General features: G+C 62.7%; 20 protein-coding genes. 14 read left to right on the top strand and 6 right to left on the bottom strand.

The window, feature by feature from the left end; all coding sequences use genetic code 11:
• Nucleotides 1–9: 9 nt before the first annotated feature.
• Together FJ936_RS28020 and FJ936_RS28025 are read right to left on the bottom strand one after the other, a co-directional pair.
• Entirely contained in the window at nt 10–1,194 is a 1,185-nt protein-coding gene (locus tag FJ936_RS28020; RefSeq protein ID WP_181763181.1) for an MFS transporter, read from the bottom strand.
• Between the two features lie 165 nt (nt 1,195–1,359).
• The gene (locus FJ936_RS28025; protein ID WP_140789439.1) at nt 1,360–1,827 is read right to left on the bottom strand and encodes an Lrp/AsnC family transcriptional regulator; all 468 of its coding nucleotides are present in this window, start codon (nt 1,825–1,827) and stop codon (nt 1,360–1,362) included.
• 125 nt (nt 1,828–1,952) lie between these two features.
• Here FJ936_RS28025 and FJ936_RS28030 point away from each other — a divergent pair, with 125 nt between their 5' ends.
• The 3 genes from FJ936_RS28030 (at nt 1,953) to FJ936_RS28040 (ending at nt 6,470) form a co-directional block, all read left to right on the top strand.
• Nucleotides 1,953–4,334 (top strand): transketolase, encoded by a 2,382-nt coding sequence (locus tag FJ936_RS28030; RefSeq protein WP_141907256.1) that lies wholly within the window; start codon nt 1,953–1,955, stop codon nt 4,332–4,334.
• A gap of 124 nt (nt 4,335–4,458) precedes the next feature.
• Nucleotides 4,459–5,403, top strand: coding sequence for a kinase (locus FJ936_RS28035; RefSeq protein WP_141907257.1), 945 nt, complete (start codon nt 4,459–4,461; stop codon nt 5,401–5,403).
• Nucleotides 5,397–6,470, top strand: a complete 1,074-nt coding sequence (locus FJ936_RS28040; protein WP_141907258.1) for a PLP-dependent cysteine synthase family protein — start codon at nt 5,397–5,399, stop codon at nt 6,468–6,470. The genes FJ936_RS28035 and FJ936_RS28040 overlap by 7 nt, the downstream gene beginning before the upstream one ends.
• On the opposite strand, the gene FJ936_RS28045 is transcribed toward FJ936_RS28040, so the two are convergent.
• Nucleotides 6,465–7,802: a threonine synthase gene (locus tag FJ936_RS28045; protein WP_246680560.1), complete on the bottom strand. Its 1,338-nt coding sequence runs from the start codon at nt 7,800–7,802 to the stop codon at nt 6,465–6,467. The two genes, FJ936_RS28040 and FJ936_RS28045, sit on opposite strands and share 6 nt — an antisense overlap.
• Nucleotides 7,803–7,929: 127 nt before the next feature.
• Between FJ936_RS28045 and FJ936_RS28050 the strand changes: the two genes are divergently transcribed.
• The 4 genes from FJ936_RS28050 to FJ936_RS28065 all read left to right on the top strand — a co-directional run bounded on the left by FJ936_RS28050 (nt 7,930) and on the right by FJ936_RS28065 (nt 10,568).
• A complete protein-coding gene (locus FJ936_RS28050) occupies nt 7,930–8,190 on the top strand; it encodes a helix-turn-helix transcriptional regulator (protein ID WP_140789430.1) in 261 nt (86 codons plus the stop codon).
• 164 nt (nt 8,191–8,354) lie between these two features.
• Entirely contained in the window at nt 8,355–9,083 is a 729-nt protein-coding gene (locus tag FJ936_RS28055) for a LuxR family transcriptional regulator (protein WP_141907259.1), read from the top strand.
• Between the two features lie 65 nt (nt 9,084–9,148).
• Nucleotides 9,149–9,763 carry an acyl-homoserine-lactone synthase gene (locus tag FJ936_RS28060; protein ID WP_140789426.1) on the top strand — a complete coding sequence of 205 codons (615 nt, stop codon included), beginning with the start codon at nt 9,149–9,151 and terminating at the stop codon, nt 9,761–9,763.
• A gap of 106 nt (nt 9,764–9,869) precedes the next feature.
• Nucleotides 9,870–10,568 (top strand): response regulator transcription factor, encoded by a 699-nt coding sequence (locus FJ936_RS28065; RefSeq protein ID WP_140789421.1) that lies wholly within the window; start codon nt 9,870–9,872, stop codon nt 10,566–10,568.
• Between the two features lie 83 nt (nt 10,569–10,651).
• Here the strand turns inward: FJ936_RS28065 and FJ936_RS28070 are convergent, their stop codons facing one another.
• The 3 genes from FJ936_RS28070 to FJ936_RS28080 are packed head-to-tail and all read right to left on the bottom strand — an operon-like array spanning nt 10,652 to nt 12,730.
• The gene (locus tag FJ936_RS28070; RefSeq protein ID WP_140789419.1) at nt 10,652–11,422 is read right to left on the bottom strand and encodes an amino acid ABC transporter ATP-binding protein; all 771 of its coding nucleotides are present in this window, start codon (nt 11,420–11,422) and stop codon (nt 10,652–10,654) included.
• On the bottom strand, nt 11,422–12,081 hold the full coding sequence (gene ehuD / locus FJ936_RS28075; protein ID WP_140789417.1) for an ectoine/hydroxyectoine ABC transporter permease subunit EhuD: 660 nt from the start codon (nt 12,079–12,081) through the stop codon (nt 11,422–11,424). Before ehuD ends, FJ936_RS28070 begins: the two co-directional genes overlap by 1 nt.
• Nucleotides 12,071–12,730, bottom strand: coding sequence for an amino acid ABC transporter permease (locus FJ936_RS28080; protein ID WP_141907260.1), 660 nt, complete (start codon nt 12,728–12,730; stop codon nt 12,071–12,073). Before FJ936_RS28080 ends, ehuD begins: the two co-directional genes overlap by 11 nt.
• A 408-nt stretch (nt 12,731–13,138) precedes the next feature.
• Between FJ936_RS28080 and trbB the strand changes: the two genes are divergently transcribed.
• The 7 genes from trbB to trbL are packed head-to-tail and all read left to right on the top strand — an operon-like array spanning nt 13,139 to nt 19,656.
• Nucleotides 13,139–14,122, top strand: coding sequence for a P-type conjugative transfer ATPase TrbB (gene trbB, locus FJ936_RS28085; RefSeq protein ID WP_140789413.1), 984 nt, complete (start codon nt 13,139–13,141; stop codon nt 14,120–14,122).
• Nucleotides 14,119–14,451, top strand: coding sequence for a TrbC/VirB2 family protein (locus FJ936_RS28090; RefSeq protein ID WP_140789412.1), 333 nt, complete (start codon nt 14,119–14,121; stop codon nt 14,449–14,451). The genes trbB and FJ936_RS28090 overlap by 4 nt, the downstream gene beginning before the upstream one ends.
• Complete coding sequence (locus FJ936_RS28095) at nt 14,451–14,732, top strand: VirB3 family type IV secretion system protein (protein ID WP_140789410.1); 282 nt, start codon at nt 14,451–14,453, stop codon at nt 14,730–14,732. Before FJ936_RS28090 ends, FJ936_RS28095 begins: the two co-directional genes overlap by 1 nt.
• A gap of 10 nt (nt 14,733–14,742) precedes the next feature.
• Nucleotides 14,743–17,193, top strand: coding sequence for a conjugal transfer protein TrbE (trbE, locus tag FJ936_RS28100; RefSeq protein ID WP_141907261.1), 2,451 nt, complete (start codon nt 14,743–14,745; stop codon nt 17,191–17,193).
• Nucleotides 17,190–17,948 (top strand): P-type conjugative transfer protein TrbJ, encoded by a 759-nt coding sequence (gene trbJ / locus FJ936_RS28105; protein WP_140789406.1) that lies wholly within the window; start codon nt 17,190–17,192, stop codon nt 17,946–17,948. Before trbE ends, trbJ begins: the two co-directional genes overlap by 4 nt.
• Nucleotides 17,949–17,959: 11 nt before the next feature.
• On the top strand, nt 17,960–18,286 hold the full coding sequence (trbK-alt, locus tag FJ936_RS28110) for a putative entry exclusion protein TrbK-alt (protein WP_140789402.1): 327 nt from the start codon (nt 17,960–17,962) through the stop codon (nt 18,284–18,286).
• Nucleotides 18,287–18,288: 2 nt separating this feature from the next.
• On the top strand, nt 18,289–19,656 hold the full coding sequence (gene trbL, locus FJ936_RS28115) for a P-type conjugative transfer protein TrbL (protein WP_140789400.1): 1,368 nt from the start codon (nt 18,289–18,291) through the stop codon (nt 19,654–19,656).
• Nucleotides 19,657–19,658 lie beyond the last annotated feature (2 nt).

Here is a 19,658-nt window from a genome sequence, read left to right on the forward strand (position 1 = left end):
CCGGGGATTTCAGGAGGCGTTCAGCCGTGAGCCGCGCCAGCGCAAAACCGGCCGGCCCAGCGGCTGCCAAAGGATCAGGTAAAGGCTGAGACACAGAGCCAGCGCGCCCGCCGCCTGGAAAATGGCGACGACCGAAATCTGCTGCGCGATGCCGCCCGCGGTGAGCAGGGCGGCGACATAGGACAGTCGGATCGTGTTCGAGTAGATGGCGCTGGCGTGCGCCGGCCTGTCGGGCAAACGTTCTTGCAGCACGATTAGGCTCAGTCCCATCATGATGCCCGTCACGACACCGTTGATGACGCTGAGCGACACCATCGCCGGCACGCTGTCGATCAGCGAAGCCGCCGCGAAATAGACAAGCAGCAGGGTGCTCGACACCACCAGCATCGTTGCCTGACCGGCGCGGGAAACGATGATGTTGGAGCAGGCGATCAGTGGGATCTCGACGGCCGCCGCGATCGCGAAGGCCAGTCCGACATGATATTCGCTGCCGCCGATCTGAACGATGCGCCAGGGTATGCCGAGCGCGCAGACCGACAGCAGGAAGTGGAGGGAGGCGAGCGCGCAAGTCGTAAGAACGATCGAGGCGGGCCTTCTGTTGGATGCGCTCAGCGCGGACTTGCTCTCGCTCGTGTTGGCGGCGGGCGACGGAAGGCGCAATGCCATCACGCCAATGATCATAGCCAGCAGGGCATAGGCCGCGGCAATGGTCAGAAACAGCACCGCTGGCGATCGCCAGGTGGCGACCATTCCGCCGAGCGGCGGCCCGATCACCCAGCCGCCGCTGGCGACCGCGCGGATAATGGCGCTGGATGATCTGGCGTGGAGAATGGCCAGCGCCATGAGCTGGGAAAACAGGCTACCTGCGACGGCGAACAATGAAGCGAAGACGAGCAGGAAGGCAACATAGCGCGTCGCGAATGCCAAGATCATCGCGCCGGCCAGCCCACAAATCGCCGATGCGATGGCGATGGGGTAACGCGCCCGCGCCGCATCGCCGATCCTGCCGAGACTGTACGTTGCCGCCGCGGATAGCAACGTGCCGACCACCATCAGCAAACTTGCCCTGAAATAGCTCACATGAAGATTCGATACGAGAAAGATGGGGATGACTGCGGCAAGCGCGGAGCTGACACACGCATTGACCACAACGCATAGTGCGATGAGGACAATCCTTGGCGAGATAATTTTCATAGGCATAAATTGCTGTTGTACACTAATATAATAATGCGGCAAAGTCCCAAGATTCACTCCAGAGAGACGGATTGTCGATCCGTCCGCTGTCTTCCAAACTGCACGAGATGGAGGATGCGGCCCTTCAGTAGCCGCCGCGATGGCCATCGCGGAATACTCGCTCGATCAGATGGGCAGGACTTCCGAGCGCTTGACCTGGCCTAGGGCGAAGCTGCTTTCGATAGAAGCGATATTGTCCAGCCGCGTCAGCTTGTCCTTGATGAACCGCTCATAGGCCTCGAGGTCGCGCACCACGATGCGCATCAGGTAGTCGCGCTGGCCGGTCATCAGATAGCAGTCGACCACCTCCGGCCAGCGCAGGACGGCTTGCGAAAAGCGGTCGAGATCGTCCTCGCGTTGCCGTTCAAGCTTGATCGACGCGAAAGCGCTGATCGGCAGGCCGAGCTTCTTCTGGTCGACGACCACGGTGTAGCCCTTGATGACGCCGGCGCTCTCCAGGAGTCTGACGCGCCGCGCGCAAGGCGAGGGCGAAAGACCGACGGCTTCGGCGAGGTCGTTCGAAGTTGCCTTGGCGTTCTTCTGCAGCGCGGCGATGATTTTCAGGTCGATCGCGTCAAGCACCGGATTTGGCATGTGACCCTCGTTTGGGGCTCGTTGTTGGCTGGATCAGCCAATATTACCGCTCTACGTGCGTAAGAATAGTCACTTTCGCGAGGCCGTCCCGCTACAATAGAGCTGCGATTTCGCAGGAGCCGACGATGACGATCCTTTCCGAGCTTGAGCGCAAGGTTCTCTGGCTGGCCGTCTGGATGATCCATCACGCCAATCATCTGCGGGAGTCGACGGACGGCCTCAAGGTCGGCGGCCACCAGGCGTCGTCGGCATCCGCCTCGACCTTGATGGCGGCGCTCTATTTCCAGATCCTGAGGCCGCAGGACCGCGTCGCCGTCAAGCCGCATGCCAGCCCGGTTTTCCATGCCATACAGTATTTGTTCGGCAACCAGACACTCGAGCAACTGCAGAATTTTCGTGGCTATCGCGGCGCGCAGTCCTATCCGTCCCGAACCAAGGATATCGACGATGTCGATTTCTCGACCGGGTCGGTTGGACTGGGCGTGGCGCAGACCCTGTTCTCCTCCCTGGTCCAGGACTACGTCGGGGCAAAAGGCTGGAAGACCGATCGGCCGGAAGGCCGGATGATCGCCCTGCTCGGCGACGCCGAAATGGATGAAGGCAATATCTTCGAGGCGCTTCTCGAAGGCTGGAAGCACGGCCTGCGAAACACTTGGTGGGTCGTTGACTACAACAGGCAGAGCCTCGACGCGGTGGTGCGCGAAGGCCTGTGGCAGCGTTTCGAATCCATCTTTCGCAATTTCGGCTGGGACGTGGTGATCCTGAAACATGGGGCATTGCAACAGGCCGCTTTCGAGGAAGAGGGCGGCGAAAAGTTGCGAACCTGGATCGATGCATGCCCCAATCAGCTCTATTCCGCGCTGACCTTCCAGGGCGGCGCTGCATGGCGCAGACGCCTGCTCGATGATCTCGGCGATCAGGGACCGGTCAGCCGTCTGATCGAGAAGCGCAGCGACGAAGACCTTGCGGCCCTCATGGCAAACCTCGGCGGCCACGATCTGGAGAGCATCATCGATGCCTTCGAGCAAGCACGCCGGCATGATCGTCCGACCTGCTTCATCGCCTATACGATCAAGGGCTTCGGCCTGCCCCTGGCCGGCCACAAAGACAACCACGCCGGATTGATGACACCGGCGCAAGTCGACGCGCTGCGGCAAGGCATGAGAGTCCGCGAGGGCCGCGAATGGGACATGTTCGAGGGCCTCTCCTATGACGAGGCTGCGATACGGTCCTTCCTCGCCTCGTCGCCTTTTGCGGAGGCAGCCCCGCGTCGCCACACAGCCCCAGCTATTCCGGTTCCGGCGCGCATCAGCTTCGGCGCTCAACGGTCCATGTCGACACAACAAGGTTTAGGGCTTCTGATGCACGAGATCGCGAAATCGGACAGCGAGTTTGCAGGCCGTGTCGTCACGACATCGCCCGACGTCACCGTCTCGACCAATCTCGGCGCCTGGGTAAACAAGCGGGGTCTGTTCGCGCGCGGCGACCAGGCGGACATTTTCCGTGAAGAACGCATTCCCTCCACCTTCAACTGGACGTTTGCGCCGTCGGGACAGCATTTCGAACTGGGCATTTCGGAGATGAACCTTTTCACGATGCTTTCGGCGCTCGGCCTGTCGCACGCGCTCCACGGCGAGCGCCTGCTTCCGGTCGGCACGCTCTACGATCCCTTCATCGAGCGCGGCCTCGATGCGCTCAACTATGCCTGTTACCAGGACGCCCGCTTTATACTGGCGGCGACGCCCTCCGGCGTGACACTGGCTCCCGAAGGCGGAGCGCATCAGTCGATCGCCACCCCACTGATCGGCATGGCGCAGGACGGTCTTGCGATGTTCGAGCCGGCCTATGTCGACGAACTGGCAATCATTCTGCGTTGGGCATTCGATTATATGCAGCGTAGCGGCGAAGCCGAGCCTGACGACCATACCTGGCTGCGCGATCAGAGCGGAGGCTCGGTCTACTTCAGGCTCTCGACGCGTTCGATCGAGCAGCCGACACGCCCGATGGAAGGTAAGCTGGCGCGCGACATCGTCGATGGCGCCTACTGGCTGCGAAAGCCCGGGCCGAACGCCGAGCTGGTGATAGCTTATTGCGGGGCAGTCGCGTCGGAAGCGGTACAGGCGCTGGGGTTGATGGCCGGCGATCGGCGCGATATCGGGCTTCTGGCGGTGACCTCGGCCGATCGGCTGAACGCCGGCTGGTCAGCCGCGGCCCGGGCGCGCCAGTACGGCCATCCGCGCGCCTCAAGCCATGTCGAGCGCCTTTTGGCCGGTCTTCCGGCTTCCTGCGCCATCGTGACGGTGTTGGACGGGCACCCCGCTACGCTCGCCTGGCTGGGGTCGGTCCATGGCCACCGTACACGCGCTTTGGGCGTCGAGCATTTCGGCCAGACTGGTACGATCGCCGATCTCTATCGACATTACGGGATCGATGCGCAAGGTATCATGGCTGCTGCGCAAGCGGTTTCGGTTGGCCGGCCGCTGAGGCACCTCGGGTCCGCCGCCTGACGATCGATCACGCTTCGCTTCCCGGCCGGCTCGTTCGATATGAAGCCGTCAATACCGGAATTCCCTGAGGGCGGATGTCAGCCGTCGGCGCCATCCTCCTGCGCTGCGAGAAAGGGTGGGGGAGATGAAAATGGCTGGCGCCGGCGATCTTATGAGCCGTGAAACGCTACGGTCTTCGATCGGGACGGGAGCGGCGATTGCGCATCACGGCGAACTCATCCAGGGCGTCTTCAAGGATGATGACGGGCGCCTTCATCGCGGGCTCGTCACGCTGCCGATCGCCGGTTTGAGGTCCGAGGCGACCTTTGCCAGGAGCGACGGCGATGCGGTCGTTGTCCACCCTGATCATAAGGTCAAGGCGTCGGCCGCCGCGCGGCTCACGCTCGATTTCTTGAACGTAACCGGCGGCGGCGTGCTGACGCTTCAAAGCTCGATTCCCGTGGGGCACGGCTACGGCTCATCGACCGCGGACGTCGTCGCTTCCATTCGCGCCGTAGCCGCGGCCCTCAAGGTCCAGTTGCGGCCCTCGAGCATCGGGCGTCTCGCCGTTGCCGCCGAGCGCGCCAGCGATGCGATCGCATTCGATGAGCATGCGGTCCTGTTCGCGCAACGCGAGGGCACGGTGATCGAGAATTTCGGCGGCTCGCTGCCGCCGTTGCTCCTGGTCGGTTTCAAGGCGAATGGCGGCGTCCCGGTCGACACATTGCAGCTGCCGCCGGCGCGCTACGACAGTGCCGAAATCCAGGAATTCGGCGTCCTTCGGGCGCTGGTGGCGCGGGCGGTTTACCTTCAGGATCCAAATCTTCTCGGACGCGCCGCCTCTGCCAGTGCGGTGATCAGTCAACGGCACTTGCCGAAACAGGGTTTCGACGAGATCGCCGAAATCGCCAGGCGAGCCGGAGCGTGCGGGGTGCAAGTCGCCCATAGCGGCTCTTTGTTGGGTCTTATTTTCGATCTCTTCGCATCGAATCTGAAGCGACGGGCAGCTTTGGTCGCACAACAGATAGGACGCGCCGGCTTCCAGGAAGTCGAGGTCCATCTGGTCAATGCGGAGGGCTGGACATGGTGACCCTCGGAGTTGACTATTTCAGGGACCTTGAGACCCCTCGCCTTGCTCGCCTGGCGCCAAATCTGGTGGCGGCGGCTTTTCCGTTGATGAAGCTGATGCCGGCCCGCTACATTCTGGATCGGGCAGCGTCGAATGGCGAACTGAAGCCAGGCTCCCACATTGTCGAGACGACGTCCGGCACGTTCGGCATGGCGGTGGCGCTGCTCGCGGCGGCGCGCGACTATCGCCTTACCCTCGTCACCGCTTCAACGCTTATCGATGCCAAATACAAAGACCGGCTGGAGCGCACCGGCGCCACGGTCATCGCACTTGATGATCCGCGCGGTGACGGCAATCAGCCTGGCCGGCTTGAGCGCCTGCAGGAAATCCTGGCCAAGGAGCCGAAGGGCTTCTGGACCCGCCAATACGACAGTCCGGGAAACTGGCTCGCCTATGCGCGGCTGGCTGAACTTTTCATCCGGGCCGTGGGAAGGGTTGACTGCCTGGTCGGCTGCGTCGGCACAGGCGGTTCGCTATGCGGCACCGCGTCTTTTCTGCGAACGGTCTTTCCCCATCTGACGGTGTTTGCCGTCGATACCCATCGCAGCATTCTGTTTGGGCAGCCCGTCGGCAAACGCATGCTGCGGGGCTTGGGCAACAGCGTTCTGCCGAGAAATGTCAGGCATGAGCTTGTCGACGAGATCCATTGGGTCGGTGCCTATCCGGCGTATCTGAGCGCGCACCGTTTGCTGCGCGAGCACGGCATCTTCATGGGGCCGACCAGCGGCGCCGCCGCGTTGGTCGCGCAATGGGTTGCAACGACCCTTCCGGACGCACAGGTCGCGGTCATCATGCCTGACGAAGGCCATCGCCATGCCGAAACTGTCTACAATGACGACTGGCTTGCGACCTTGCCTGGCTGGCCCTGCAAAGAGCCGTCCGAGCCGAGGACGCTGACGACAATCGCACCGGCCGCAGAGACGCAATGGACTCGCTTTCTTTGGCTGCGCCGCCGTCTTGACGATGTGATGGAGACGCAGGCAACAAATGAGGTGCCATCGGCTATTGGTGCGGTGGACAACCTATAAGGCGAGATCCAGCCCGCTTTGGTCGAGCCAGCGCCAGGCGTCTTCCGTCGTCTGGAAAATCTGATCATGTTCGTTCGTTCCAGTGGACCGATCGAGGTCCTTGAGACCGCTGGCAGTCACAACGGCCACGACGCGGTCTGCGGCTGCGATGATCCCTTGATCCTTCAACGTGGATATTGCGATCAGCGGCGTGACCGACGCCAGTTCGGCAAAGATCCCTTCGTCCCGCGCAAGGCGTTCCTGCATTGCGATCAGGCCGCGATTGTCGACGGGCACTGCGTGCCCGCCGGATTCGCGCAGAGCCTTCAAAGCCTGGAAGGTGCTGCGCGGCGTGCCGATCGAGACGGCAAGGCTCTCGAAGAGAATCTTGCGTTCACTCAAGGCATCGGCGCCGCTGGCGAGAGCGTCCGCTAATGACCCGTGCACCTCCGCAGCGACGAGACGGGGCAGTTGCGTGATCGTCCCTTGCGCGTACAACTCGCAAAAGCCCGCCCACACGCCGGACAATGCATCGCCATAGCAGACCGGCAGGACGCACCAGTCCGGAGCCGTGCCATTCGATTGCTCGACGATCTCGTAGGCGATCGTCTTGTAGCCCTCGATGCCGAGTGGATGGCTGCCGACGACCGGACCGCGATAGGGCGAGGCGATGAACCAGTCATAGCGGGCAGCCGCCTGTTCCAGCAGGGACCATCGGTCCATTTTGTTGACCAAGGGCAGCACAGTCGCGCCATATTTTCGGATCTGCGCCAGCATCGCGCCGGCCGACCCGGCGAAGGTAGTGACAACGCACTTCAGCCCGGCTCTAGCTGCGTAAGCCGCCAGCGAAGCGCCGGCGTTGCCAGAGGAGGCGGTCGCGATGATCTTTGCGCCACGCGCCCGCGCCACGCTGACCGCGATGGTCGAGAAGCGGTCCTTATGCGACCAGGTCGGGTTTCGGCCTTCGTCCTTGATTGCGAGGTTGGGAACACCGAGAAACGCGCCGATGCGCGGCGCCGCAAGCAACGGTGTCAAACCCTCCCCAAGACTCACTGCATCCGCGGCTGTGCAAGGCAGCATATGCGCAAAACGCCATAGCGAGCGCGAGGAGGTGGCACCGTCGAAGAGATGAGGAGGAGGATCGGCATAAACCGGCCGAAGATTTGCGGGTGCGGTTTGCTGACACCGCGCGCACCCCTTGGAGTCGATGATGACATCGGCGGGGTAGGAAGCATCGCATCGGATGCAGACGAATTCCAGGACCCGGCTTTCTTCCGTTCTGGGTCGGCTAGTCTCGCCAGAGGAATGCACTTGTACGTTGTGCGCGAGGTCGCGAAACGGCCGGCTCGACATGGCTATTCCTGTGTCAGGAAACGATGAATTCGCTGGTTGTTTCAAACAGCCAGCCGCACCGCTGTCAATGCGGAATGTGCACTATAGTGTGTCGCACCATAGTGCGCGTCGTAGCATCCGTTGTTCGATGAAACTGCGCGGCGTTTTTGGTTTGAACGTGCAGCGGCTACGGAGAGAAAGAAGACTGTCTCAGGAGCAGTTGTCTTTCGCTTCGGGCCGCACGCGAGCCTATATCAGCAGCGTCGAGGCCGGTCGGCGCAACGCCACGCTGGATACAGTCGAGATCCTGGCCAAGGCCTTGGATGTCGAGCCGCAAGACTTGATCGCGGCCGTTCCATCGAAGGCTGTGCGTGGGACGAAACAAGTGGTTGCGAAGTCGACAGAATGAAGGCTCACGTGTTCGTTCGAGATGTTGAACACATGTCCGCCTGCCGACTTTAGCCGTCTAATTGACTCCTGCAGTGCACATTCGCTCTGGGCCCCATTGAAGATCGTGGAGACGCGCATAAGTTGTGGCGCGGCGTGCGGCTTGGCTTTTGTCGAGGTCTGCCAATGCAGAGCGAAGGTGTTGCTGATCTTTTCGTAGCAATCTCGAGGATCGACACTGCGCGGTCAACTGATGCAATCCTGCAAGAGTTTCGCTCCATCATGGGGCGGTATGGATTGCGCAATTTTCTGATCACCGGCCTGCCGGTGCCGCACGACGCGGACTGGCAACGCGAGATCCTGGGCGACGGATGGCCTCCCGAATGGTATTTTCGATATGTCTCGGAGGAGCATTTTCTGCATGATCCTTGCGTTGCGCAGTGCCGGCATTCGCCACAGCCCTTCCTATGGGGCGACCTTCCAGCCGCAAGACTGTTTAAACGCGCAAGATTGGTGATGGACGAGGCGGCGGAGTTCGGGATGAAGCAAGGTATCTGCGTCCCGGTACACGTCCCGCTGTCAGGTCCCGGCGTGGTCACCGCCGCGAGTGACCGGATTGAATTCCCGCCGAGCGCCATGCCCTTCATCGAGACGCTGTGCGTACATACGTTCCGGAGCCTTTCAGCGTTAGAAACAGCTGGCGGGGGAGACCAGCCCACGCCATTGACGGCGCGCGAGCGCGAACTTCTGGAGTGGAGCGCACAAGGCAAATCCACGGAAGACATCGCCTGCATCCTCGGCGTCACCAGAAACACGGTCGAGAGCCATCAACGCAACATTCGAGGAAAGCTCGACGCGATCAACGTGTCCCATGCCATCGTCAAAGCGTTGCGACGGCAGGAAATCCAGATTTAGCAATACCTGAATACCGTCATACGTACGGAAAGTCCGTTTTCCTACGACCTCCGCCTGGAGGCGTCATGGTTCGTGTGCACTTGGTTACCTGGGAAAACAGGAAGCAGTATAGAAAAGTGCTGGAGCGCTATTTTCGCATCCGGTACGATATTTACGTCAAGCACAGACGATGGCGCGCCGTCGCCCGGCCCATCAACATCGAGATCGACGCCTTCGACAACGAGCATGCGCTTTATGTTCTGGCGCTCGATACCAACGGCAAGATCGTCGGCGGCTCCCGTCTTGTTCCGACGCTGGAGCCGCATCTGATGAGCGAGGTCTTCCCAGTTCTCGCCGGCGGCACGCCTCCGAGAGCGGCAGACATTTTCGAATGGACGCGTTTTTTTGTCGTTCCATCGCTTCGCACCCACGGAGCGTCGTCGCCGATCGCCGGCTTTGTTCTGTGCGGTCTTCTTGAGACGGCTCAAACTCTGGGGATTCGACAGATCAGCGTGGTGTGCGAAACATTCTGGCCGAAACGCCTGCGTGCGCTTGGCTGGACGCTCTTCGAGCTCGGCAACGCTCTCGAGCATCCAGATGGCGACATTATCGCGCTGCTTATCGATGTAACCCCTGAGGCTATCGAGCAGACGCGCCGCGCTTATGGCATCAGCGGCGTCATACTCGCAGACAAAATCTAGGATGGTACCCACCGGTAGCTGAAAGTTCGCCCGCCAGGGGATATTGTCTCGCGCCCACTTGCGCGGTAGTCAGCCCTATGATGCACCGAATTCGGTTGATGGACTCATGACGCCGCTGGTCCTGATCTCTTCGAAGGACCCGGATTTCTTTCTGGTCTACGGGCACATCCTTTCGGTGGCAGGCTTCGAAGCCCGGCTGATCACGGCAGACACGAAGATTGCCCCCGCCATCAAGGCGGCGGCGCCGCTTGCCGTCATCCTGGACTGTCATGCGGGCGACCGCGCAATCGCCAAGCAATGCCTGGCGCTGAAGTCGGCCGAAGCGACAAAAGCAACGCCCCTTGTCGGCTTGGTTGCGCCTCGTTCCGGCAAACTGCACCTGGACCTTATCAAAGCGGGCGTCGACGAAATATTTTCGCGGCCGTTTGCGCCCGAGCAGCTTCTGACGTGGCTGCATGCCAAGGCAGGGGTCGCGAAGCTCGCGCGGGAAACCAAGACAGGCGATCTGGTGCAGGGCGATTTCCGGTTGGAGCGACAGACCCACCGGACATTCTTCAAACAAAAAGAAATCATCCTGCCACCGATAGAGTTTAAACTGTTGCGCAGCCTTCTGGCGCAACCTGGAAAGGTCTTCAGCCGCGAGGAACTGGTCGCGACCGCATGGCCTGGACACGCCGCCGCCACCGATATACGGGGTGTTGACGTTCATATTGCCAGGTTGCGCAAAAGGCTTCGGGCATCCGTGGGAAGCGACGTGATCCGAACCGTCCGCTCTGCTGGTTACGCATTCGCGCCGGACTGGTAGTCCGCGCGGCGATTCGGCATCGATGCAATTGTCATGTCGGCGATCGAGCCCGTTTGCGTGCCCGACGTTCACAGGATCAGCGCTCAGTGGCTCAGGATCGTATCCAGGAACCGCCTGGCGCGCGGATGAGCGGCTACAGAGAAAAAATCACTGGAAGAGGCGTGCTCCACGATGCGGCCTTCATCCATGAAAACGACCTCATCGGCGACTTCGCGTGCAAAGCCCATCTCATGCGTCACGCAGACCATGGTCACGCCGCTGCCCGCCAGCGCAATCATGACGTCGAGCACTTCCTTGATCATTTCCGGATCGAGAGCCGAGGTGGGTTCATCGAACAGCATGATGCGGGGATCGAGGCACAGAGCGCGCGCGATCGCCGCTCGCTGTTGTTGACCGCCCGACAGCTCAGCCGGATACGCCCGTGCCTTTTCGGGGATGTGCACCGCCATCAGATGGCGCATGGCGATCTCTTCGGCCTCGTGCGCCGATTTCAACAGGACCCGGCGCAGCGCCAGCGTGCAGTTGGCAAGCACGGTGAGGTGAGGGAAGAGGTTGAAGCTTTGGAACACCATGCCTGTCAGCCGGCGCGCCGTCTCGGCATCGGTTTTTCCCAGACTTCTCCCTTCAAATTCTATCGTGCCCTTTTGGAAACGCTCAAGACCGTTGATGCAGCGAACCAATGTCGACTTGCCGGACCCGGACGGTCCGCAAACGACGACGCGTGCACCCGCTCGCAAGGTCAGATCTATGTTTTTCAAAACGTGCACGGCACCGAACCACTTGTTGAGGCCTTCGATCCGCACGAGGGGGACGGATTGAAGCGGCGAGGTCGGAAGCGCGCGCCGGTCGAGCATCAGCGGCGCCCGCTCGCAAGCAGCAGCTTCTCGATGCGCTTCACTCCATAAGAAATGATCAGCGCCAGGGCGAGAAACAGAACGCCGGCGACGGTCAGCGGCTCCGCATAGCGATAGGTCTCGGAAGCGATATCGAACGCGCGCCCGAGCATTTCCGGGACGGCCAGTATCGCGAGATAAGGCGTCGCCTTAAGGATCGAAACCAGGTAGTTGCCGAGCGGCGCGGCGATGTTGCGCAGCATTTGGGGTGCGATGACGAACATGACCGTGTCGCGGCGTGTGAGCGACAAGGCTCTGGCTGCTTCCTGCTGGCCCCTCGGGATAGCGTCGATGCCCGCCTTGAAGACCTCCGCCAGATAACCGCTGTAATACAGGCTTAGCCCCAATATGCCCACCGTCATGGCGCCAAGCCGGATCCCATAGAAGGGCATAACGAAGTAAAGGAAATAGAGCCAGGCCAAGACCGGCGTCGAGCGGATGAAGTCGATCAGGAAGCGCACTGCGAGGCCAGGCGCACCGCCCCCGCGGCGGATCATTTCGAAAGCGAAGCCAAGCGCCGACGCACCGACGCAACTCAAGACGGTGGCCAGCAGGGTCGTCCCGATCGCACCGATAATGGTCGGGATTGTCGAGAGCGCGAAGTCGAGGTCAAATCCCACGGGGCGTTCCTCTTTCGGGGTTGACCCGCGCCTCGAGCCAGCGGCCGGCGAGCGCGATTGGATAACAGACGACGAAGAACGCGAGCAGCAGCGCCGAATAGATCGCCACCGGGTCGTATTCGGTCTGCGAGATTTCCTTGGCGCGGAAGGTCATGTCCGTCAGCGTGACCAACGAGACGAGGGAAGTCGCCTTGACGAGCTGAATAAGGTTGTTGACGAATGTGGGACTCATGGCGACCAACGCCTGAGGCAGCTCGATCAGAAGCAGGATCGCCGGGCGCGAGAGGCCGAGCGCCATGCCAGCCTCGCGTTGGCCGGCAGGAAGAGATTGAAGCCCGGCCCGCACCGCTTGGCTGGCATAGCCGCCGCTATTGAGGCCGAGCACCAATGCACTGACGGTCATCGCCGATAGAGTGACCCCCATGACCGGCAGAACGTAGTAAAAGACGAAGAGCAGGATGACGACCGCCGAACTGCGCCAGAATTCGATTATTGCGGTGACCAGAAAGCGCGTAAAGCCGGTGGTCAGAAACTGGGCCACGCCGAAAACAAGCGCGAAGGGCACTGCGAAGACCAAGCCATAGGCGGTGACCGCTGCCGTTACCCGCAGTCCTTGCAGAATCCCAAGCCAGATGTCTAGCATGCTCATGACGCTTCAGCGCCCTTTGTCGTCAAGGGGCGCGGCGTTGCGACTGTCGGGGCCCTTCGAGCATATTTGGAAACGACTATTTGGCGCCGAGTCCTCGGGACCGAACCGCATGACAATCCTCCGCGCCGTGGAAAGGGCGATCGCCGCCACTGCCAGGGATTTCATAAACCCGGTGGGAGTCGAGTGTCAATATACATGTACATATGATTGCCGAAGTTTATACTCCGCCGATCTTGGAACGCCCCGCTATGTCGCCATAAAGCGTCCTGACCTCGGCGCCGCCGTTCGGCGGTTTTTGTTCGCTGCGCTACGACGGCAGTCAAAAGCTGTTGAATCCGGCCGCTCCAGGCCTTTCTTGCTCATCCCGACCGGGAGCCGCTCGACGAGTTCCCGACTAACGGGGACAGGATGGCTATCTCGCACAACGATACCGAAGGACGCGCGCGCAGCTCCCGTATGCTGCGCACCGCGCTCGGACCCGCCATCGCCCGGTTCCTGGACGATCCCGCGATCGTCGAGGTCATGCTGAACCCTGACGGCCGGATCTGGGTGGATCGGCTTTCGAAAGGTTTGGCCGATACGGGGGAAATGCTCGCGCCTGCCGCTGGCGAGCGGATTGTGCGTCTGGTCGCCCATCATGTCGGCGCCGAGGTCCATTCCCGGTCACCGCGCGTCTCGGCCGAGTTGCCGCAAACCGGCGAGCGTTTCGAAGGTCTGCTGCCGCCGGTGGTCGCCGCGCCGGCCTTCGCGATCCGCAAGCCCGCGGTCGCCGTCTTCACGCTCGATGACTATGTCGCGGCGGGCATCATGACTTCTGGCGACGCCGCAGTGTTGCGCGCCGCGGTTGCTGGCCGCGCAAATATCCTCGTTGCAGGCGGCACGTCGACGGGCAAGACGACCCTGACCAACGCGCTCCTCGCCGAAGTGGCGAAAGGGACGGACCGGGTCGTCATCATCGAAGACACCCGCGAACTGCAATGCGCGGCCCCCAATCTCGTCGCCATGCGCACCAAGGATGGCGTCGCCACGCTTTCCGACCTGGTTCGTTCGTCGCTGCGCCTGCGGCCCGATCGCATCCCCATCGGCGAGGTGCGCGGCGCTGAAGCGCTGGACCTCTTGAAGGCATGGGGCACCGGGCATCCCGGTGGCATCGGCACCCTTCACGCCGGCTCCGGTATTGGCGCTCTGCGCCGACTTGAACAACTGATCCAGGAGGCCGTCGTCACTGTCCCGCGTGCGCTGATCGCCGACACGATCGGCCTTGTCGCCGTGCTCGCCGGACGCGGCGCGGAGCGACGGCTTGTCGAACTTGTCCGGGTCGAGGGTTTGGGCCCCGATGGCGATTATCGCATTGCTCAAGCTACCCTGATCAACACAGGAGAGATTTCATGATCCGCCTGCTTTCTCGCTGCCGCGCCGGCCTGGCCGCGACCAGCGCCGCCATTGCCTTCAACCTCATGGTCGCGCCGGTCGCCCGTGCGTCGGGCTCCTCGATGCCGTGGGAACAGCCGCTCGAGAAGATCCTGCAGTCGGTCGAGGGACCGGTGTCCAAGATCATCGCCGTCATCATCATCATTGTCACCGGCCTGACGCTGGCCTTCGGCGACAGCTCAGGCGGCTTCAGGCGGCTGATCCAGATCGTCTTTGGCCTTTCGATCGCCTTCGCGGCATCAAGCTTTTTCCTTTCGTTCTTCTCGTTCGGCGGCGGAGCGTTGATCTGATGACAACCGGTTTTGAACAGCTCGACACAGTGCCGGGGTGGACGGTGCCCGTGCACCGGGCGCTGACCGAGCAGATCCTGCTCGGGGGCGCGCCGCGTGCAATCGCGATCCTGAATGGCACGCTGGCGGGCGCTGTCGGTCTTGGGCTGCGGCTCTGGCTGGCCGGTCTCCTCATCTGGGGAATCGGACATTTCACGGCAGTATGGGCCGCCAGGCGCGATCCGCTTTTTTTCGAAGTCGGACGCCGGCACCTGCGGCTGCCCGGACATCTGTCGGTTTGAGGGCGCCGCCATGATGAGCCTTGCCGAATACCGCCGGACTGCTGCTCGCCTCGCCGACTTTCTGCCTTGGGCCGCACTCGTCGCTCCCGGGGTCGTGCTCAACAAGGATGGCAGCTGTCAGCGCACCGCGAGGTTTCGCGGACCCGATCTGGACTCCGCCGTAGCGGCGGAACTCGTCGCGGTGGCATCGCGCATCAACAATGCCTTTCGTCGTCTCGGCTCGGGATGGAGCATCTTCGTCGAAGCGCAGCGGCACGAAGCGGCTTCTTACCCCGAAAGCCAGTTTCCCAATGCGGCCTCTGGCCTGCTCGATGCCGAGCGCAAAGCCGACTTCGACGAGGAGGGGGTCCATTTCGTATCGAGCTACTTTCTCACATTCCTCTTCCTGCCGCCGCCCGCGGACGCCACGCGCGCCGAGGACTGGCTTTATGAGGGTCGCGACCAGTCGGGCGCGGATCCGGGCGAGATCGTCCGCGCTTTTGTCGACCGCACTGAGCGCGTGCTGTCCCTGCTCGACGGGTTCATGCCTGAATGTCACTGGCTCGATGATTGCCAAACGCTAACCTACCTGCATTCGACCATCTCGACCAAGCGCCATCCGGTGCGCGTTCCCGAGACCCCGATCTATCTCGATGCGCTGCTGGCCGACGAGCCGCTCGCCGGCGGGCTCGAACCGCGGCTTGGCGACAAGCATCTTCGCGTGCTCACCATCGTCGGCTTTCCGACCGCCACGACACCCGGCCTGCCTGATGACCTCAATAGGCTGGCCTTCCCGTACCGCTGGTCGACCCGCGCGATCCTGCTCGACAAGGTCGACGCTGTCCGCCTTTTGACCAGGATACGGCGGCAATGGTTCGCCAAGCGCAAGAGCATCGCCTCGATTCTGAAGGAGGTGATGACCAATGAGGCATCAGCACTCCTCGACAGGGACGCCGCAAACAAGGCGGCCGACGCCGACACGGCGCTGCAGGAGCTCGGCGCCGACATGGCGGGCATGGCCTATGTCACCGCCACCGTCGCCATATGGGATTGCGACCCGCGCGTGGCCGACGAGAAACTGCGGCTCGTCGAGAAAGTCATCCAGGGCCGCGACTTCACGGCGGTAGTCGAGACCGTCAACGCGGTCGACGCCTGGCTCGGCTCGCTGCCCGGGCACGTCTATGCCAATGTCCGTCAGCCGCCTATCTCGACGCTCAATCTCGCCCACATGATCCCCCTCTCTGCCGTGTGGGCGGGGCCGGAACGGGACGAGCATTTGGTCAGTCCTCCCTTGCTTTACGGCAAGACCGAAGGCTCGACCCCGTTCCGGTTGGTTCTTCATGTCGGCGATGTCGGTCACACGCTGGTCGTCGGCCCGACCGGCGCCGGCAAGTCGGTGCTGCTGGCGTTGATGGCGCTGCAATTCTGCCGCTACCGCAACGCTCAGATCTTCGCTTTCGACTTCGGCGGCTCGATCCGCGCGGCGACGCTCGCCATGGGCGGCGACTGGCACGATCTCGGGGGCCATCTCACCGAAGGCACGGATGCTTCCGTTTCGCTGCAGCCGCTCGCCCGCGTTCATGACACGTATGAGCGCGCCTGGGCGGCTGACTGGATCGTCGCGATCCTGTCGCGCGAGGGCATCCAGATCACCCCGGACGCAAAGGAGCATATCTGGGCGGCCCTGACCTCGCTTGCCTCGGCTCCGCTCGAGGAGCGTACCATCACCGGGCTCAGCGTGCTTCTGCAGGCCAATGACCTGAAGCAGGCGCTTCGTCCCTACTGTGTCGGTGGCCCGAACGGCCGGCTGCTCGACGCAGAGGCCGAACATCTCGGCCAGGCATCCGTGCAGGCGTTCGAAATAGAAGGTCTGGTGGGCACGCAGGCCGCGCCAGCCGTCCTGTCCTATCTGTTTCATCGCATCGGCGACCGGCTCGACGGTCGCCCGACCCTGCTCATCATCGACGAAGGCTGGCTTGCCCTCGACGATGACGCGTTCGCCGGGCAGTTGCGCGAATGGCTGAAGACGCTTCGCAAGAAGAATGCCAGCGTCGTCTTCGCCACCCAGTCACTCTCCGACATCGACAATTCGGCTATCGCGCCGGCCATCATCGAAAGCTGTCCAACCCGGCTGCTGTTGCCCAACGAACGCGCGATCGAGCCGCAAATTACCGCCATCTATCGCCGCTTCGGCCTGAACGACCGCCAGATCGAGATTCTGGCGCGAGCCACACCCAAGCGCGATTATTACTGCCAGTCCCGTCGCGGCAACCGTCTCTTCGAGCTCGGCCTGTCAGAGGTCGGGCTGGCACTTTGCGCCGCGTCGTCGAAGAGCGATCAGGCCCTGATCGGCGCCATCGTCGCCGAGCATGGCCGGGACGGCTTCCTGTCGGCCTGGCTGCGTGCCCGCGACGTCGGCTGGGCCGCCGACCTCATTCCCAACCTCACCGTTCCCGAACCTGAAAAGGATTCCAAACCATGACTATTCGTCAAAGCCGCCGGCGCGTCCTTCTTCTGGTCGCGGCGACGCTCGCCACGCCGATCGCGATCTGGCCGTTGATGACTGCGCCAGCGCATGCCTTCATCGTGTTTGATCCATCGAACTATTCCCAGAATGTCCTGACGGCTGCGCGTTCGCTGCAGCAGATCACGAACCAGGTCAGCTCGCTTCAGAACCAGGCCCAGATGCTGATCAACCAGGCGCGCAACCTCGCGAGCCTGCCTTTGTCATCGCTGCAGCAACTGCAACAGTCGGTACAGCGCACGCAACAGCTTCTCGGCGAAGCACAAAACATCGCCTTCGACGTCCAGCAGGTCGACAAGGCATTTCAGCGGCAATACAGCGGCGTTTCGCTCTCTGCTTCCGACCAGCAACTCGTCACGGACGCGCGCTCGCGCTGGCAAAACACAGTGGGCGGTCTCCAGGACGCAATGCGCGTCCAGGCGGGCGTCGTCGGAAACATCGACACCGGCCGCGCGCAGATGTCGGCGTTGGTCGGCGCCAGCCAATCGGCGACCGGTGCGCTGCAGGCGACGCAAGCTGGCAACCAGTTGCTTGCGCTTCAGGGCCAGCAGCTTGCGGACCTGACCGCCCTGGTAGCCGCCAATGGTCGCGCCCAGGCGCTGAGCGAGGCCGAACGTGCCGCCGCGGTCGATCAGGGGCGTGAGCAACGCCGCCGCTTCCTGGCGCCTGGCTTTGGCTACCAGGCCGGCTCGGTCCAGATGTTCAACCGCTGAGGTCGATGGCCATGGACGGCAAAACCCCCGCTCGCCTCGTGGCCATCGTCTTCGTCGCCGTCGCCATGACGGCGACGGCGCTCCAGATGAGCCGGAAGGAAGACAAGCCGGTGGGGGAGGGCCCGCACACACCGGCGGCCTCGGTGCCGAATCCGCTTCCCGATGGCCTGCGCCGCTGCCAGGCCCTCGGCGAGGCTGCCCTGCGTGAGGATGGATGTGCGCGGCTGTGGGCCGAACAGCGTGATCGCTTCCTCGGTCTCGAAAGGCCGTCGGGGAGTTCGCTAAGCGAGCCCGCCGCTTCGCGGTCGCCGGACGCTGGCCCCCACGAGGCTCGATAGCCATGGGCAATACCGGCGTCATCGACCAATTCCTGGCCACCTTCACCCGCTATATCGACAGCGGTTTCGGCCTGCTCGGCGGCGAGGTCGCATTCGTCGCCACCACGCTGATCGTCATTGACGTGACACTTGCCGCGCTCTTCTGGAGCTGGGGCGCCGATGACGACATCCTCGCGCGGCTGGTCAAGAAGACGCTCTTCGTCGGTGTCTTCGCTTACCTGATTTCGAATTGGAACAGCCTCGCCCAAATCGTCTTCGAGAGTTTCTCCGGCCTTGGTCTCAAGGCGAGTGGAACCGGCTTCTCGGCACAGGATCTGCTGCATCCGGGCAAGGTGGCGCAAACCGGGCTCGATGCCGGACGACCATTGCTTGAGGCCATCTCCGGTCTGATGGGCTACATCTCCTTCTTTGAAAACTTCATCCAGATCGCTTGCCTGCTCTTTGCCTGGGCGCTGGTGCTGCTCGCCTTCTTCATCCTGGCGGTGCAGCTCTTTGTGACGCTGATCGAGTTCAAGCTGGCGACGCTGGCCGGCTTCGTGCTGATCCCTTTCGGCCTTTTCGGCAAGACGGCCTTCATGGCCGAACGCGTGCTCGGCAACGTCATCTCGTCGGGCATAAAGGTTCTGGTGCTTGCCGTGGTCATCGGCATCGGATCGACGCTCTTCGGCGAATTCACCCAAGGCTTCGGCGGCGAGAGCCCCACCATCGACCAGGCCATGGCGATCGTGCTGGCGGCGCTGTCGCTGCTTGGCCTCGGCATCTTCGGTCCTGGCATCGCCAACGGCCTCGTCGCGGGTGGACCGCAGCTGGGCGCCGGCGCGGCAGTCGGGACTGGCCTTGCCGCGGCCGGCATAGCAGTTACAGGCTACGGAGCAGCCAGCCTCGCGGCGCAAGGCGGGACAGCCGCATTCGCGGGAGCCATGTCAGCCGCGCGTGGCGGGACATTCCTCGCTGGCGGCGGTTCGGCCGCCTATATGCTTGGCGCCGCCGGGCAGTCTGGCGTGGCAGGCGTCGTCTCCGGCCTGGGCGGCATTGCGCGCGCAGGCGCTTCAGCGGCAGCCTCTCCACTCAAGCGCGCCGCCGCAAACACCGGTCGATCTCTTAACTCGAACTTCGCCTCTGGCGCCGGTTCGGCCGCTGAAATCACCGGCGGTTCGTCGACAATGGGAACGATTGGCGACGCCGCTGCGTCAAACCCGGCGGCGTCCGCCGTGGGCAAGCCATCCAGCGCTCAAGGTCAGCCCGAGTGGGCCAGACGCTTGCATCGCTCCCAACGCCTCGCGCACGGCGCCCAGACCGCCGCCCACGCGGTGCGCGCCGGCGACAGCCATGGCGGCGGAGCCTCGATCTCTCTTTCTGAAGGCGAATGACC

Origin of the sequence: Mesorhizobium sp. B2-4-13 (assembly GCF_006658535.1) — a bacterium.
In the GTDB taxonomy this organism is placed as follows: Bacteria; Pseudomonadota; Alphaproteobacteria; order Rhizobiales; family Rhizobiaceae; genus Mesorhizobium; species Mesorhizobium australicum.